The sequence below is a fragment of the Arthrobacter sp. ASL1 genome, assembly GCF_056680475.1.
The window spans coordinates 1513112-1527600 of sequence record NZ_CM155284.1 but is presented as its reverse complement, the minus strand read 5'-3'; the positions used below and the strand labels follow the sequence as shown (position 1 = coordinate 1527600).

Here is a 14489-nt window from a genome sequence, read left to right as displayed (position 1 = left end):
TTCGTCGCCTCACGGATTTGTGGAGTGGCTCACACTATACCCGTCGCCGCCGGACGACTCACGGACGGAACCTCAGCCCATTGGGGGAGGAGTGGAATCCCGCAGCCAGAAGCGCGGCGGCCAGCGGGGTATCCGGAACGGGCCGGCCGTTCACCTTCTCCAACGCGATCCGCTCCACGCGGGCGGTCCGCAGCACCGCCACGAGGGCCCGGGCCGCGGCGTCCAGCTCCGCCGGATCATCGGTGAACACCAGCGCCGTCTTGCCCCCGCGCTCCAGGTAGATCCCGAGCCGGCCATCGAGCAGGACGACGACGGCACCGGCTTTGCGCCCGGGCCGCTGACCGGTGGGGGAGACCTCGGTGCCGTCCTCCGGGGTGAGCCCGGGCCAGGGCAGGGCCGCGCCGTAGGGGTTGGCGGGGTCGGTGGCGGCCAGCGCGACGGCCGCCGGCACCCTCACCCCGCCGCCGGCACCCAGACCGGCGGCATCCAGGTCGGTGTCCCGGGTGTGCCCGCGCAACCGGTCGACCGTGGCCGGGACGGAGAACTGGGCGGCCCCGAGGTGTTCGATGAAGTAGCCGCGCCGCGTCCGTCCTGCCTCCTCCAGCCGGGCCAGCACCCGGTAGAGCATCCCGAACCCACCGGGGACGTTCTCCGCCATGACCGACCCGCGGGTCAGCACCCCGTAGCGGTCCAGCAGGAACTCGGCGCTGGCATGGGCGCGCAGCGTCGGATCGGATTCCGCGGCCGGCAGCAGCGACCAGCGTCCCGCGGCCCGTGGCTGGGCCGGACCCGTGGCGGCCTGGGCCCCCGGCCCCACCGGGCGCAGTCCGCCGGCACCCAACCCGGCATCGTGCATCCCGGGTCCGCGCGGGGACCGCATGCGGCCCAGCCGCGGCGAACGGGCCCGCGGGGTGGTGCCGCGCGGCTTGTGGGCGGTCTTCCCGCCGCCGAGCAGCCCGCGCACCGCAGCGAAGGTGTCGTTGCCGATCCGTCCGGCCCACACCAGCTCCCACATCGCCGCCAGCACGGCCTCGTCCTGCCCGGTCACGCCGAGCCCCTCGGTGACCTGGCGGAAGAAGTAGCCCCCGCCGCTGCCGAGCACCTCGAGGATCCGCTCCTGAAGCCCGGTCGGTTCGAAATCCGCGTCGGGGGTGAGCGTCAGCGCCGCATCGGCCGCCGGGTGCAAGCTGATCCAGCCGTCGTTGCCAACCAGCGACCCGGTCCCGGACCACAGCACCTCACCGGTCGCCATGAGCTCATCGAGCATCGCCGGCTGGTAGTCCCGCACCCGTGCCGGCAGCACGAACGACTCCCACGCGCTCGCCGGCACCGGAACCCCGGCCAGCTGGTCGATCACCGTGGCCACCCCGTCGATCCCGCGCAGGTTCTCGCCGACGAACTGCCACGCCGGCAGGAACCGCCCGAACGTGGCATCGTCCACCGGCTCGACCTCGGCCCGTAGCGCCGCCAGCGACCGCCGCCGGATCCGCCGCAGCACCTCGGCATCGCACCACTCGCTCGCCGCCGGAACCCCGGCCGCCGACCCGCCGTCCGCGGGACGGAACTCGCCCTCGACAACCCGCGATTCGGTGGCCAGCCGCTTCAGGATGGTGAGCACGACGGCGGGGCCCAGTCCCAGCCGCGTGGCTGCTTCGGCGACGGTGAAGGGCCCATGGGTGCGCGCATAGCGCCCAATGAGGTCCCCGAGCGGGTCGGCGACCGGTTCGATGAAGGCCAGCGGGACGCCCATCGGCAGCGGGACCCCGAGCCCGTCGCGCAGCCGGGCGGCGTCCTCGATGGCCGCCAGCACCGGCTGCCCGTTGAGGTTCAGCCGCAGTGCGCGGTTGGCGCGCACCAACGTGTCCGCGAAGTGCAGGGCTACTGCGTCCGGGTTGTGTCGGGTTTCCGCGTCCGCACCCCTGTACTTCCCGGACTTCGATGGGACATCTTCGCCGTATCCGCCTTCCGGCCCATCCTCCGGCCCGCTTTCCGCCGCGCCGTCCGAACCACTCTCGGGTCCGGACGCACTGCCCGGCCCATCCTCCGACCGCAACCGCGCGGCCAGCCCCTCCACGCTCAGCGGACCGAGCAGCCGCAACAGGTCCGCGGCCCCCTCGAGCCCCTTGAGCCGCCGCGACGGTGCCAGGCGCTGCAGCTCGGCTTCCGTCTGCGCGATGACGTCCGGGTCCAGCAGGTCGCGCAGTTCGGTACGCCCCAGCAGGTCCCCGAGCAGCGTGGGATCGATCGACAGCGCCGCGGCCCGGCGCTCTGCCAGCGGGGAGTCGCCCTCGTAGAGGAACTGGGCCACGTAGCCGAAGAGCAGCGTCTGGGAGAACGGCGAGGGCTGGCGCGTGGTCGTCTCCACGATCCGCAGGCCCCGCCCTTCCAGATCGGCGGCGATTCCGCGCAGGGCGGGCAGGTCGTAGACGTCCTGCAGGCATTCGCGGACCGTTTCCAGGATGACCGGGAACGAGGGGTACTTTCGGGCCACGTCCAGCAGCTGGGCAGAGCGCTGGCGTTGCTGCCACAGCGGCGTGCGCTTGGCGGGGTTCTGCCGCGGCAGCAGCAGCGCCCGGGCCGCGCATTCGCGGAACCGCGAGGCGAACAGGGCGGAGCCGCCGACCTCGTTGGTGACGATCCGGTCCAGGTCGTCCGGGTCGAAGAGGAACAGCTCCGCGCCGGGCGGCTCGTCGTCCATCATGGGCACGCGCAGCACGATCCCGTCGTCGGCGGCCATCGCCGAACCGTCCATGCCGTACCGCTCGTGCAGCCGGGCCCCGACCGCCAGGGCCCACGGGGCGTGCACGGGCAGCCCGAACGGGGAGTGCAGCACCACCCTCCAGTCGCCGAGCTCGTCCTGGAAACGCTCGACCACCAGCGTGGTGTCGCTGGGGATGACCCCGGTGGCCTCCTGCTGTTCGTGCAGGTAGCCGGACAGGTTCGCCGCGGCCCACGCGTCCAGGCCAATCGCCCCCAGCCGGGCGGTCGCCACCTCCTCCGAGGCCCCGGCCACCTCACGGCGGAACCGTCCCAGCGCGCGTCCGAGTTCCACGGGCCGGCCCAGCGAGTCTCCCTTCCAGAACGGCAGCTTGCCGGGCTGGCCGAACGCGGGGGAGACCAGTACCCGGTCGTGGGTGATGTCCTCGATCTTCCAGCTCGTCGCCCCGAGCGCGAAGACGTCGCCGACCCGCGATTCGTAGACCATCTCCTCGTCGAGCTCGCCCACGCGCCGCCCGCCGTTCGCCTGCTCCTCGGTGCCGATGAGGAAGACGCCGAACAGGCCGCGGTCCGGGATGGTCCCGCCGGAGGTCACCGCCAGGCGCTGGGCGCCGGGCCGGCCGGCCAGCGTGCCGGCGTCGCGGTCCCAGATGATCCGCGGACGCAGCTCGGCGAACTCGTCGGAGGGGTACTTGCCGGCCAGCAGGTCCAGGGTCGCGTCGAATGCGGAGCGCGGCAGCGCCGCGAACGGGGCGGAACGGCGCACCACGTCGAACCACTCCTCCACGTCCACCTCGCCCAGCGCGGCCGCGGCGACGGTCTGCTGCGCCAGGATGTCCAGCGGGTTTGCCGGGATGGACAGCGCCTCGATCTCCCCGGCGCGCATCCGCTCCACCGTGATCGCCGTGTTGACCAGGTCCGAGCGGTGCTTGGGGAAGAAGACCCCGGTGGAGACCTCCCCGACCTGGTGCCCGGCGCGGCCCACGCGCTGTAGCCCGGACGCGACGGACTGCGGGGACTCGACCTGGATGACCAGGTCCACCAGCCCCATGTCGATGCCCAGTTCCAGCGACGACGTCGCGACCACGCAGCGCAGCCGCCCGGACTTCAGGTCGTCCTCGATCATCGCCCGCTGGTCCTTGGAAACCGACCCGTGGTGCGCCCGCGCCAGCACCAGATCGGCACCGGCGGTGGCACCGGCCTGCGCCATGACCTGCGCCGGGGCCTGCTTGGGTGCAGGCTGCTGTGCCGCCGGGGTGGCATTCCCCTGCACGACCCCCTGCACGACGGCGGTGCCCCCGAAGCCGCTCGGGTCGCCTTCGACAGGTACCGCCCACGGGCCGGTGCCCTCCAGCTGCTGTCGGTTCTCGTGGATCTCGTTCAGGTTCGCCGTGAGGCGTTCGGCCAGGCGCCGCGAATTCGCGAAGACGATCGTGGAGTGGTTCGCCTCGATGAGGTCGACGATCTTCTCCTCGACATGGGGCCAGATGCTCGCCTGCGGCTGCAGCCCGGTGGCTGGCCCCAGATCGTGGGCCGCCGCCGCGGCGGGCAGGTCGGTCATGTCCTCCACCGGCACGGTGACCGTGAGGTCCCAGGTCTTCTCCGACGGCGGGGCGACGATCTCCACCGGCCGGTTCCCGCCCAGGAATCGGGCCACCTCGTTGCGTGGCTCCACCGTGGCGGAGAGTCCGATCCGCTGCGCCGGCTTGGCCAGCAGCGCGTCGAGGCGTTCCAACGAGACCGCCAAATGTGCGCCACGTTTGGTTCCGGCCACGGCGTGCACCTCGTCGAGGATCACGGTGTCGACGCCGGCCAGCGTTTCCCGGGCCCGCGAGGTGAGCATGAGAAACAGCGACTCCGGCGTGGTGATGAGGATGTCCGGCGGGTTGGTGAGCAGCTTGCGGCGTTCGTTCTGCGGGGTGTCACCGGATCGGACGCCGACGGTGATCTCGGGGGCCGGCAGCCCGATCCGCTTGGCCATCTGCGTGATGCCGATCAGCGGGGCGCGCAGGTTGCGTTCGACGTCCACGCCCAGGGCCTTCAGCGGTGAGATGTACAGCACGCGCGTTGGACGCTTCGGGGCCTTGGGCTTCTTGGACGCACCCGTCGCGGCGGGAGACAGTTCCAGCGGCAGCGCGGCCGGTTCGGTGCTGGTGCGGATGAACCCGTCCAACGCCCACAGGAAGGCGGACAGCGTCTTTCCGGAACCGGTCGGCGCGACCACCAGCGCGTTGCCGCCGCTGGAGACGGCATCCCACGCACCAAGCTGCGCGGTCGTTGGCGCGGCAAAGGCGCCCGTGAACCACTCGCGGGTGGCGGGCGTGAACCTCTCGAGCACGCGGGCTGCCTGGGGCTGATCTGCCATCGCTGAAAGCCTACGCCGAAGCACCCACACGTTGGACCGCAGGGCGATCGTGCCGAGGCCACCATCTACGAGTGGTGGTACGGCCGCCCCCCGGCGATCTCCTGCGCGCGGTACAACTGTTCGGCCAGCACGAGCCGGACCAACTGGTGCGGGAAGACCAGCTTCGACAGGCTCCAGGTGAAATCGGCGCGCTGGTGCACCGAGGTGTCCACCCCGTACGCGCCACCGATCACCAGCACCACGGTGCGCGAGGTGTCCAGCGGACGTTGCAGGGTCCGCGCCAGCGACGGCGAGTCGATGTTCGTGCCCCGCTCGTCCAGCAGCACCAGGTAGTCCTGATCGGAGACCTTGGCGAGGATGCGCGCCGACTCCTCGGTGCGCGCCGCATTGCCCTCGCGCGACGAATGGGGGAGCAACTGCCAGGAGACGTCGAAGGGCTTCTTCATCCGCTTCGCGTAGCGCTCGATCCCGTCCGCCACCCACGACTCGTGTTTCTTCCCGATGGCCAGAATCCGCAGTGACATGCCACTAGTCTTTCAGCATGACCCCACATCCAGCGTCCCCACGGGATGGGCGCCCCGCAGGTCCCCTGAGGACGACGGCGGAGCACCTCCTGTCTCGCCTCGGCCCCTACGGCGCCATGTGGATCACGCTGGCCGTCGGTGCCGCCTTCGTCGTCGTCATGACCGCCTTGGCGGCGGAGATCTACGAGGGGGTGGTCGAAGCCGACGACCTGGCAGGATTCGACCACCCCCTGCTGGCCTGGGTCATGACCTGGCGCACCCCCGAACTGAACACGGTCATCACCTGGTTCACGGACACCGGCGGCACCATCGGCATGCCGATCATCGCGGTGGCGGCGATCATCGTCCTGACGTTCGCCTCCCGGTCCTGGCGCCCGGCGCTGCTGATCGTCTCGGCGGCGCTGGGGTCCCTGGCCATGACGGTCGCGGGCAAGGACCTCATCGGCCGCGCCCGTCCCGACCGGGTCGATGCGATCCCGCCCTACGAGACGTCACCGTCGTTCCCCAGCGGCCACACGCTCAACGCCACCGCGATTGTCGCGGTCATCGCCTACTTGTGGTTCCTGGAACTGGAGAAACGGGCGGCCCGGGCGTGGATGATCGCCGGATGCGCCGCCTACGTCGTGCTCATTGGGCTCAGCCGTGTCTACCTCGGCCACCATTGGCTCACCGACGTGGCCGTCGCCTGGGTTCTCGGCTTGATGTGGGCGGCCCTGGTGGTGCTGGCCCACCGGGTTTTCCACACGGTCAGGCACGTCCGCCGGGACCGCCTGGAAGCCTCCGCGCCCGACGCCGGCACCCACAGACAGGACGGATCATGACGCCCGTGGCACCACCGGAGACCACCTACACCTCCGACGTGTCCGAGCTGGTCCCCACGGATCTGGCCAACGGGTTCTTCGTTGGGTGGCCGTCACCGCCGTCGCCGGAGAAGCACCTGCAGGTGCTGCGCAGCAGCTACCGGGCGCTGGTGGCGGTCCAGGCGGGCCGGGTGGTCGGCTTCATCACCGCGATTTCCGACGGCGTGGCCACCGCGTTCATCCCGTGGCTCGAGGTCCTTCCCGAGGCCCAGGGGCGGGGAATCGGCAGCGAGCTCGTGCGGCGGATGCGGGAGGAGCTGGCAGGCCTGTATTCGATCGACCTGGTGTGCGACGACGACGTGGCCCCCTTCTACGACCAGCTGGGATGGCACCGGGCGCAGGCGATGATCCAGCGGAATCCGGGTTCCCTCTGAACGACGACCCTTCCCAATGTGCCCTGGATCACAACAGACTTCGTCGGGCAGGTAGGATGGCGCCAGGAGGTCGACGATGAAGAAGCTTTCGCTCACCGCGCTGGGGCGCGAGCATCTGGAGACGGCGAACCGTGTGGCCAGCGGGCGCAGCGCCAGCACCGTTTACGGCGGCCACGAACAGGTCCTGCGGCAAACGGTGATCGCGCTCGCCGCCGGCCAGGAGCTGGACGACCACGTGAACCCCGGCGAAGCCACGGTCATGGTGCTGAAGGGGCGCATCTGCCTGGTCGCGGAAAAGCAGAAGTGGGAGGGGCGGGATCAGGACCTGATCGTCGTTCCGCCGGGCGTGAATTCCGTGCAGGCACTCGAGGACTCGGTCCTGTTGCTCACGGTCGCGAAACTCGACCGGTAACAACGACCGCCAGGAGATTGCGCTCTGATTCCGGATTAGTTGGAGTCGAGCGGAAGCTGGCGGCGGGAGTTGTCGGCCGGGGCCAGCCTCGCCCTGGGCTCCAGGGAGGCAAGCCGGCGATTGACCTGGTCGAGTTCAGTCCTGAGCTCGTTCACGGCGGCTCGGGAGTTCTTGGCCTCCGCGGTACGGCGACTGGCTGCCGAAAAACTGATGCCCGCGGCGACGATTGCCAAGGGGAACGCCAGCAGGAGGGCCCAGCCGGACGTCGCCAAAAAATCCAACGCGACGGGCAGTGCACGTTTGAACGCCAGGAAATCGTTGACGCCGCCGACCACCCCGTCCATGGCGGTGTCCAGGGGGCCGAGGAACTGCCCCACCATGGGGGTGCCGGACAGTTGCGGTGCGCTGAGTGCCCGTCCGGCAGCAGGGGACCATCGCGGGTCCGCGAAGTGGTTCAGGATGTAGACAGCCGCAACGGCGTTCAGAGCCGCAAAGAGCAGGACCGCCCCGGGCAATATCCAATGGATTCTGCGCGGCCGCCATATTCCAGCCGCCAACGCAAAAACCAAGCCCGCAACCCAGGGCAGCAGATGGAGTTGGCCACTGCTGAGACCGCCGAGTAAATCCACGTAAGAACCACCTTCCTGGCTTCGAACGAGCGCCCGTTCCAGGGCGGTGCGAGCTTACCCCAGTGAAGGATCAGTGGGACGGCTAGACATGGCTGCACTCAGGCCGTTGAGCGTGGTGCCTTAGGGTGCGGCAGCGCGAGGCCAGGCGGTGACAACCGCAGCTTGGCAGGCACCCAAATCGGCCAGCTAGGGGTGCCAACCGGAGCACCATTTTGGTATGTCGCGCACAACCGGAATGGAGAGCGCGCACTGCTGTTGTCGAACACCTCGGCGACGTCGGCTATCCGGATCGCTGAGCCGATGTGCTCCCACAGCCGCTCGTAGCGTTCGCGAATCTTCTGCTCCGGCACGGCATGGCCGCCGCGGCGAACTCGTTCGAGTACGCGTTGGACGGCGAGTTCGACGGGGACCATGATCACGTGCAGATGCACGAGATAGCCAGCATCCGCGGCGTCCGATACGAGCTGTACCTTGCCCGGGTGCGAGAACACGGTCTCCGAGATGAAGGATTCGCCCGCGGCGATCCGGTCTCGGCGTTGCGCCTCTGCGATCCGAGCGGCCTCGTACGCGTGGCCTACCTGTGCATCGGGCCACCGCGAGGCGGCGATTTCGTCGGCCTTGATGAACGGCAGGCTCTTGGTGGGCGCCAGGGTGTCGCGGATGTAGCTGGACTTCCCGCCGCCGTTGGGCCCGGCAAGCAGATGCAGCAGGGGCATCAGCCGCGGGCCTGGCGCACCACGACGTTGCCGTCCTCGTCTACCTCCGAGTAGGACTCTCCTGCTGCGTTGAATGCGGCTTCGTAGTCCAGCCCATCGCGCAGTGCCGTGACCCGGTCGGCCCATTCCTCGCGGACGATCGCCTGCTCCTGCTCGCCGAGTGAATCGTAGGCTCCGGCGCCTGCGAGGACCCGGGCAATTGCGCGATGGTTCACCCGCGGTGACATCTCCAGTTCGCGGCCGATACGTGCCCAGTGGGCGATCTGCTGCGGCACGGTGCGCGAAGTGACGAGCGCCGCCGCGACTGCGGACTCGTACACGTCCGTGGGGAGACGGGTCGGTTGGCTGGTCCTGCTCATTGGCACATTGTAGCGCCGTGCTACAAGCATGATGGCTGATCCACTCGGGATCCAAGTTGCCGCACGGTTCCCGTGCGCCATGGATCCATCCCGGTGCGGTCTGCATGGCACCAGAGGTCGTGGGCGGAATGATCGGAACCCGCACCTAAAAATGCACCACAGCGCCCCGGGATGCGGGTTATAGGCAGGAATGTGTGTACGTGAGAGGCTTGCTTCCCTGTCGTGCGTAGGGTGAGGCCGGGATACACATGCTTTGGGAGCATGTGGGGTGCCTCTTGCCTCGAACCAACCGCGTTGTGGTGTATGCGATTCCAAGCTCGTCAAGAACGGGAAAACCTCGGCCGGACGTACCCGATGGCGATGCAAACAGTGCGGGGCTTCGAGCACGCAGTCGCGCCTGGACGTCAGCCGACGAGCACAGCTGGCTGGCTTCGTGGACTGGCTGCTCGGTGTCACGTCGCAGGCCTCCCGTGGTGGGACCGGCAGGACCTTCCGGGCGTTGGTTGGATGGTGCTGGCGGGTCGAGGTTCCCCCGCCAGCGCCAACGGGTCAGGTCCACGAGCAGGTCATGCTCGACGGGACGTACTTCAACGGCTGGTGCGTGCTCATCGCCTTCACCGGCTCCCATGTCGTGGACTGGCAGTGGTGCGACCAGGAGAAGAAAGCCTCATGGCAGGCCCTGATGGAACGGGTCCCGGCCCCGACGGTGGCCGTTGTCGATGGCGGGACCGGTCTGCATGCAGCATTGCGCCATTACTGGCCGGATACGCGCGTGCAGCGGTGCTATTTCCACATCTTCCAGGCCGTACGCCGCCACCTGACTTTCGCCCCCAGGCTGCCCGCTGGTCGGGAGCTCATGGCCCTGACCAAGGCGTTGATGAAGGTCTCCAGCCAGGAGCAGGCTGCGGCCTGGATCAGCGCCTATTCGCAGTGGGAGGCCAAATGGGACGCTTTCCTCAAGCACCGCACCGAAGCCCGTACCGGTGCTGAACGGCCCTCCGCTGTTCCTGCCAGTCGTCTCTGGTGGTACACCCATCAGCGGCTACGCCGGGCTCGAGGCTTCTACCGGTCGTTGATCAAACACGAGAACCTGTTCATCTGGCTGGAGACCGATTTGCAGCCTGCCAGTGGAGCGAAGATCCACCGGACTACTTCGCCCTTGGAGGGCGGTCCGAACAAGGCCATCAAGGAATTGCTCCGCGCCCATCGCGGGATGCCTGACGCGCACGCCCGCACCGCGGTGAACTGGCTATTGGATTCACTGACTGAATTCCCCAGGGAGCCATGGACACTCGTGCGCCAGGAACACTGGGACCCTCCACGCAAGCAACGAAAAATCAAGGAAGAACCCGACGGGCCGGCGCTCTACGACAAGGAATTCAGTTGGGAAGACGGCAACGGCGTCCAGCACGGCTGGGGCGGTAGAAGCAGACCGTGACACACCCGGGCCATACACACATTCCTGCCTATAACCCCGGGATGCACCACAGCGCCCCGGGAAATGAAGAAAACCCCCGGCGAACCGGGGGTTTTCACTGGCGGTGACGGTGGGATTTGAACCCACGTTGGCTTGCACCAAACAACATTTCGAGTGTTGCACCTTCGGCCGCTCGGACACGTCACCAGACTGGACTACTGTAGCGGACGACGTCGGGTCATCCCAAAACGGCAGCGCTCTGCCTGCAGCAGAATGGGGTGACAGGCCGGGGGAGGTCGGGCCTACGGTGGAGCATGGACCTGCACCGCGATGCCACCTTCCAGACCAGACGCCCCACGGACGATGAACGGTGGGGACCTGAACCGCTGTGGCGCGTGGTCCTGGGCCGCCGCCTTCGGCTGCTGCGCACCATCCGCGGAGACCGCCTGGCGGACGTCGCCCGACTCGCCGGCATCTCCCCGCAGTACCTTTCGGAGATCGAGCGCGGCATCAAGGAGCCCTCCAGCGAGATGATCGCTGCCGTTGCCGGCGCCTTGGGCACGACCCTCCTGGACCTCACCTGGCAGGTGGCCGCCGAACTGCATGCGTCAGCGCCGGTCCAGACCCTGACCTCCACCGCTCAACGCGGCTACTCCAGCGTGACTACCCCCGCTTTTGGATCCTCCGCGGGTACGACGGCGGACCTCGGCTCCCAGCCGGTCCTCGCACTGGCAGCCTGACCAGCCCGGACCGTTTACCTTCCCACCGGTAGGGGATCCGATAGCTGCCGGTCCAGCACCTCGTCCACGAGACCGTAGGCAAGGGCATCCTCTGCGGTGAAGACCCGCTCCCGATCGGTGTCGGCGCGCAGCACCGCGACGTCCTTGCCGGTATGACGGGCCAGCACCTGTTCGGCCGCGGCGCGGGTCCGCAAGAGCTCGTCGGCCTGCAGGATCAGATCCGGAATCGTGCCGCGCCCCTGGCCGGCGGGCTGGTGTAGCACCACCCGGGCGTGGGGGAGCATCATCCTCCGCCCGGCGGCACCGCCGGTGAGCAGCACCGCGCTGGCGCCGATCGCCTGGCCGACGCAGATGGTGGACACCCCGGACTTCAGGTACTGCATGGTGTCGTAGACGGCCAGCATCGATGGCAAGTCCCCGCCCTCGGAGTTGATGTACAGGTCGATCGGCGTCCCGGGGGAGTCGGAGTCCAGGTGCAGCAGCTGGGCGATCAGCGCGTTCGCCACCCCGGGATCGATGGCGGTGCCCAGGTAGACGATCCGCTCGGTCAGCAGGTGGGAGTAGACGTCCATGATGCGCTCGCCGTTGGCGTTGCGGGCCACGACGTTGGGGATCGTGTAGCCGCTCATCGTTCCACCCCCAACCCCGCATGGCGGTTCCGCGCCAGGGCGATCGTCGCGTAGTTGTCGGCCACCTCGTCGATGAAGCCGTATTCGAGTGCCTCGGCCGCGGTGTACCAGCGGTCGTGCAGCGAATCCTCGAAGATCCGCTCCACAGGCTGGCCGGTGTCCTCGGCGATCAGCCCCAGGACCGTGTCGCGGGTATGGCGCAGGTCGTTGGCCTGCACCTCGACCTCCGCGGAGGACCCGCCGATTCCGGCCGAGCCCTGGTGCATCAGGATCCGGGCCCGTGGCAGGGCCCGTCGCTTCCCCTGAGTTCCGGAGGAGAGCAGGAACTGCCCGGCGGAGCACGCCAGCCCGAGGGCCAGGGTGGAGACGTCATTCGGGATGATCCGCATGATGTCCCGCAGTGCCAGCATGGACGGGACGGAGCCGCCGGGGGAGTTGATCCACAGCGAGATATCCGACTGGTTGTCGTCGGCCAGCGCCATCAGCTGCCCGGCGAGCATCGTGCCATTGTCGTCGTCGAGGGGCCCGTCGAGGACCAGCACGCGGTGCATCAGCAGGTGCTGGCGCATGTGGCGGTCGAAGAGGCTGCGTGGTTCTGGTTGTTCGCTCATGCCTCCAGCGTGGTGCGCGGCCGGCGTCCTGTCGCTGCCACGCTGCCGACGGCAGCAGCATCCCGCCGCAGGCAGAACGGCCAACCGGCCCGGGGTCCTACGCGCCCGTTAAGGTCGGCGGGATGTTGTGGTTGAGCCGCAGCAGGTTTCCGGGATCGTAGGCGCGCTTGACGTCCCTCAGCCTCGCGAGCTGCGTCTCCCCGTAGACGGACGGCATGTTTGCCGGGGCCCCGGGAACCAACGGGTTGTCGGCCTCGGCCCCCATGAAGTTCAGGTACTGCGCCCCGCTGGAGAAGGGCCGCGTTGCCGTGTCCACCGACCGGATGAAATCGATGTGGTGCGCATCGTCGGCGGCATCCTTCCAGAACCCGTAGATGTTGATCCAGTAGCGGGCATCCCGCGAAGGGAAAGACGAGGAGTGTTCGTCGACGCCGGCAAAGGCCCCACCCATGTGGTGGATGTCGAAGGCAGTGCCCTGCCACGTCTGCCGGGCGGCACAGCGGATGATGACGTCGATGGCGTCCCCATCGAGCCGATTCAGCCCGCTGTTCTTCCAGTAGGCCCGGACCCCGTGGGGGAAGACGTCGTCGATGGCTGACTGCCATTGCGGCCAGGGCAGGGGAGCGACGTCGGCGACGTCCGGTGTGACCGCGGCGGTGAGCCGGTCCAGGCAGTCCTGCCCGGCCTGGTGGTCCGCTCCCGCCCAGGCGAAGCCGACGACGATCACCGGTTCGCTACCCAGTTCCCAGGCGGGCGGAGGCGTCAGCGCCGTGACGATGGAGGTCATCTCGTCGGGCAGGTCCTCCGTCCAGTGGGCGTAGGCACGCAGGGCCCTCGGCCACTGCGCCGAGAAGTACACGAGGTTCCCACACAGGACCGTGTCCGGCATCGGATGGGCCCGGAACCCGAACGACGTCACGACCCCGAAGTTCCCGCCCCCGCCCTTCAACGCCCACAACAGCTCCGGGTTCTCGGTCGCGCTGGCGCGCACGATCCGGCCGTCCACCGTGACCATCTCGGCCTCCACGAGGTTGTCCACGGTCAACCCGTGGGTGCGTGTGAGCCAGCCGAAACCTCCGCCCAGCGCCAGCCCGGCGACCCCGGTGGCCGAGACGACGCCGACGGGGACGGCCAGGTGATGCGGTGCGGTGGCGGCGTCGAGATCGGCCAGTGTCGCCCCGGGCCCGGCGGTCACGATCCGCGTCTCGGAGTCCACCCGCACGTCGTTGCACGCCGAGAGGTCCAGGACCAGTCCACCGTCGACGCTCCCGTGTCCGGCGACGTTGTGCCCGCCGCCGCGGACGGCGATCAGCAGGCCGTGTGCGCGGGCGAAGGCGAGGGTCGGGGCGACGTCGGCGACGATCGCGGCGCGCACGATGACCGCCGGGCGCTTGTCGATCATGGCGTTCCAGACCGAGCGGGCGTCGTCGTAGTCGGGATCATCGGGCAGGACGATGTCACCGCCGATCGTTTCCCCCAGCTGCCGGTAGTCGGACACGTCAATCGCGTGTTGCGCCATGGCTCCACCTCGGGCAGTGGCCGGGCTCCGTCGCCCGGTCCTGCGTCGCATTTTCCGCCGTGCGGGCCCCGGGGTCAATGGCGGCGGGGTGGCACTATCGCATCGCCCGGAAGAAACCGGTCAGCAGGGCCGCGCATTCGGCCTCCCGGACCCGCGGGAAGACCTCGACCCAGTGGTTCAGGCGCGGTTCACGCAGGATGTCGAACACCGATCCGGAGGCCCCGGCCTTCTCGTCCCAGGCACCGAAGACGACGCGCGGGATGCGGGAGAGCACGGCCGCCCCGGCGCACATCGCACAGGGTTCCAGGGTCACCACGAGGGTGCATTCGGAGAGCCGCCAGCCGTCGTCGTGCCCGGAACCGCGCAGCGCGGCCGCAGCGGCGCGGATGGCGACGACCTCCGCGTGGGCGGTGGGGTCCCCGGTGGCCTCGCGCTCGTTGCGGCCGGTCGCGACCACGGATCCGTCGGGGCCGATGACGACGGCGCCGATGGGCACGTCGCCGGTCGCCAGCGCCGCGCGGGCCTCGGCGAGGGCCAGCCCCATCCACCGTGCGTGGTGCGCGTCATCGAGGATCACGCTCCCACAGTAGCCGAGCGCCCGGGCGGGGCTGGTAGT

14 protein-coding genes and 1 tRNA gene are annotated in these 14489 nt (G+C 69.2%); 5 read left to right on the top strand and 10 right to left on the bottom strand.

Annotated features, from left to right (window positions below; all coding sequences use genetic code 11):
• Positions 1-58 precede the first annotated feature (58 nt).
• Both AC1MEQ_RS07215 and rlmH read right to left on the bottom strand, forming a co-directional pair.
• Positions 59-5083 (bottom strand): Lhr family ATP-dependent helicase, encoded by a 5025-nt coding sequence (locus tag AC1MEQ_RS07215; RefSeq protein WP_479795269.1) that lies wholly within the window; start codon positions 5081-5083, stop codon positions 59-61.
• A gap of 65 nt (positions 5084-5148) precedes the next feature.
• Complete coding sequence (gene rlmH / locus AC1MEQ_RS07210) at positions 5149-5607, bottom strand: 23S rRNA (pseudouridine(1915)-N(3))-methyltransferase RlmH (protein ID WP_479795267.1); 459 nt, start codon at positions 5605-5607, stop codon at positions 5149-5151.
• A 17-nt stretch (positions 5608-5624) separates the two neighbouring features.
• On the opposite strand from rlmH, the gene AC1MEQ_RS07205 reads away from it, so the two are divergent.
• From AC1MEQ_RS07205 to AC1MEQ_RS07195, 3 genes are all read left to right on the top strand, one after another.
• Positions 5625-6428, top strand: coding sequence for a phosphatase PAP2 family protein (locus AC1MEQ_RS07205; RefSeq protein ID WP_479795265.1), 804 nt, complete (start codon positions 5625-5627; stop codon positions 6426-6428).
• Positions 6425-6841, top strand: coding sequence for a GNAT family N-acetyltransferase (locus AC1MEQ_RS07200; protein ID WP_479795264.1), 417 nt, complete (start codon positions 6425-6427; stop codon positions 6839-6841). The genes AC1MEQ_RS07205 and AC1MEQ_RS07200 overlap by 4 nt, the downstream gene beginning before the upstream one ends.
• A 76-nt stretch (positions 6842-6917) precedes the next feature.
• Positions 6918-7253 (top strand): cupin domain-containing protein, encoded by a 336-nt coding sequence (locus AC1MEQ_RS07195; RefSeq protein ID WP_479795262.1) that lies wholly within the window; start codon positions 6918-6920, stop codon positions 7251-7253.
• Between the two features lie 35 nt (positions 7254-7288).
• Here AC1MEQ_RS07195 and AC1MEQ_RS07190 read toward each other — a convergent pair whose 3' ends face one another.
• The 3 genes from AC1MEQ_RS07190 to AC1MEQ_RS07180 all read right to left on the bottom strand — a co-directional run bounded on the left by AC1MEQ_RS07190 (position 7289) and on the right by AC1MEQ_RS07180 (position 8957).
• Positions 7289-7768, bottom strand: coding sequence for a hypothetical protein (locus AC1MEQ_RS07190; protein WP_479795260.1), 480 nt, complete (start codon positions 7766-7768; stop codon positions 7289-7291).
• A gap of 212 nt (positions 7769-7980) precedes the next feature.
• Positions 7981-8598, bottom strand: a complete 618-nt coding sequence (locus tag AC1MEQ_RS07185; RefSeq protein WP_479795258.1) for an ATPase — start codon at positions 8596-8598, stop codon at positions 7981-7983.
• Positions 8598-8957, bottom strand: coding sequence for a TA system antitoxin ParD family protein (locus AC1MEQ_RS07180; protein ID WP_479795256.1), 360 nt, complete (start codon positions 8955-8957; stop codon positions 8598-8600). The genes AC1MEQ_RS07185 and AC1MEQ_RS07180 overlap by 1 nt, the downstream gene beginning before the upstream one ends.
• Positions 8958-9225: 268 nt before the next feature.
• Between AC1MEQ_RS07180 and AC1MEQ_RS07175 the strand changes: the two genes are divergently transcribed.
• On the top strand, positions 9226-10395 hold the full coding sequence (locus tag AC1MEQ_RS07175) for an IS1249 family transposase (RefSeq protein ID WP_479792515.1): 1170 nt from the start codon (positions 9226-9228) through the stop codon (positions 10393-10395).
• A 98-nt stretch (positions 10396-10493) separates the two neighbouring features.
• Here the strand turns inward: AC1MEQ_RS07175 and AC1MEQ_RS07170 are convergent.
• Positions 10494-10581, bottom strand: a tRNA-Ser gene (locus AC1MEQ_RS07170).
• 107 nt (positions 10582-10688) lie between these two features.
• Between AC1MEQ_RS07170 and AC1MEQ_RS07165 the strand changes: the two genes are divergently transcribed.
• A complete protein-coding gene (locus AC1MEQ_RS07165) occupies positions 10689-11114 on the top strand; it encodes a helix-turn-helix domain-containing protein (protein WP_479795254.1) in 426 nt (141 codons plus the stop codon).
• Positions 11115-11128: 14 nt separating this feature from the next.
• Here the strand turns inward: AC1MEQ_RS07165 and AC1MEQ_RS07160 are convergent, their stop codons facing one another.
• From AC1MEQ_RS07160 to AC1MEQ_RS07145, 4 genes are all read right to left on the bottom strand, one after another.
• Complete coding sequence (locus tag AC1MEQ_RS07160) at positions 11129-11743, bottom strand: ClpP family protease (RefSeq protein ID WP_479795252.1); 615 nt, start codon at positions 11741-11743, stop codon at positions 11129-11131.
• Positions 11740-12354, bottom strand: a complete 615-nt coding sequence (locus AC1MEQ_RS07155) for a ClpP family protease (protein WP_479795250.1) — start codon at positions 12352-12354, stop codon at positions 11740-11742. The genes AC1MEQ_RS07160 and AC1MEQ_RS07155 overlap by 4 nt, the downstream gene beginning before the upstream one ends.
• A 97-nt stretch (positions 12355-12451) precedes the next feature.
• Positions 12452-13873, bottom strand: a complete 1422-nt coding sequence (locus AC1MEQ_RS07150; RefSeq protein ID WP_479795248.1) for an FAD-binding oxidoreductase — start codon at positions 13871-13873, stop codon at positions 12452-12454.
• A 94-nt stretch (positions 13874-13967) separates the two neighbouring features.
• Positions 13968-14417, bottom strand: coding sequence for a nucleoside deaminase (locus AC1MEQ_RS07145; protein ID WP_479796081.1), 450 nt, complete (start codon positions 14415-14417; stop codon positions 13968-13970).
• Positions 14418-14489: the final 72 nt, after the last annotated feature.

What these genes read in the sequence shown, in the direction of transcription:
- AC1MEQ_RS07215 (WP_479795269.1), bottom strand. Translation starts at nt 5,083, where the DNA reads ATGGCAGATCAGCCCCAGGCAGCCCGCGTGCTCGAGAGGTTCACGCCC.
- rlmH (WP_479795267.1), bottom strand. Translation starts at nt 5,607, where the DNA reads ATGTCACTGCGGATTCTGGCCATCGGGAAGAAACACGAGTCGTGGGTG.
- AC1MEQ_RS07205 (WP_479795265.1), top strand. Translation starts at nt 5,625, where the DNA reads ATGACCCCACATCCAGCGTCCCCACGGGATGGGCGCCCCGCAGGTCCC.
- AC1MEQ_RS07200 (WP_479795264.1), top strand. Translation starts at nt 6,425, where the DNA reads ATGACGCCCGTGGCACCACCGGAGACCACCTACACCTCCGACGTGTCC.
- AC1MEQ_RS07195 (WP_479795262.1), top strand. Translation starts at nt 6,918, where the DNA reads ATGAAGAAGCTTTCGCTCACCGCGCTGGGGCGCGAGCATCTGGAGACG.
- AC1MEQ_RS07185 (WP_479795258.1), bottom strand. Translation starts at nt 8,598, where the DNA reads ATGCCCCTGCTGCATCTGCTTGCCGGGCCCAACGGCGGCGGGAAGTCC.
- AC1MEQ_RS07180 (WP_479795256.1), bottom strand. Translation starts at nt 8,957, where the DNA reads ATGAGCAGGACCAGCCAACCGACCCGTCTCCCCACGGACGTGTACGAG.
- AC1MEQ_RS07165 (WP_479795254.1), top strand. Translation starts at nt 10,689, where the DNA reads ATGGACCTGCACCGCGATGCCACCTTCCAGACCAGACGCCCCACGGAC.
- AC1MEQ_RS07160 (WP_479795252.1), bottom strand. Translation starts at nt 11,743, where the DNA reads ATGAGCGGCTACACGATCCCCAACGTCGTGGCCCGCAACGCCAACGGC.
- AC1MEQ_RS07155 (WP_479795250.1), bottom strand. Translation starts at nt 12,354, where the DNA reads ATGAGCGAACAACCAGAACCACGCAGCCTCTTCGACCGCCACATGCGC.
- AC1MEQ_RS07150 (WP_479795248.1), bottom strand. Translation starts at nt 13,873, where the DNA reads ATGGCGCAACACGCGATTGACGTGTCCGACTACCGGCAGCTGGGGGAA.
- AC1MEQ_RS07145 (WP_479796081.1), bottom strand. Translation starts at nt 14,417, where the DNA reads ATGGGGCTGGCCCTCGCCGAGGCCCGCGCGGCGCTGGCGACCGGCGAC.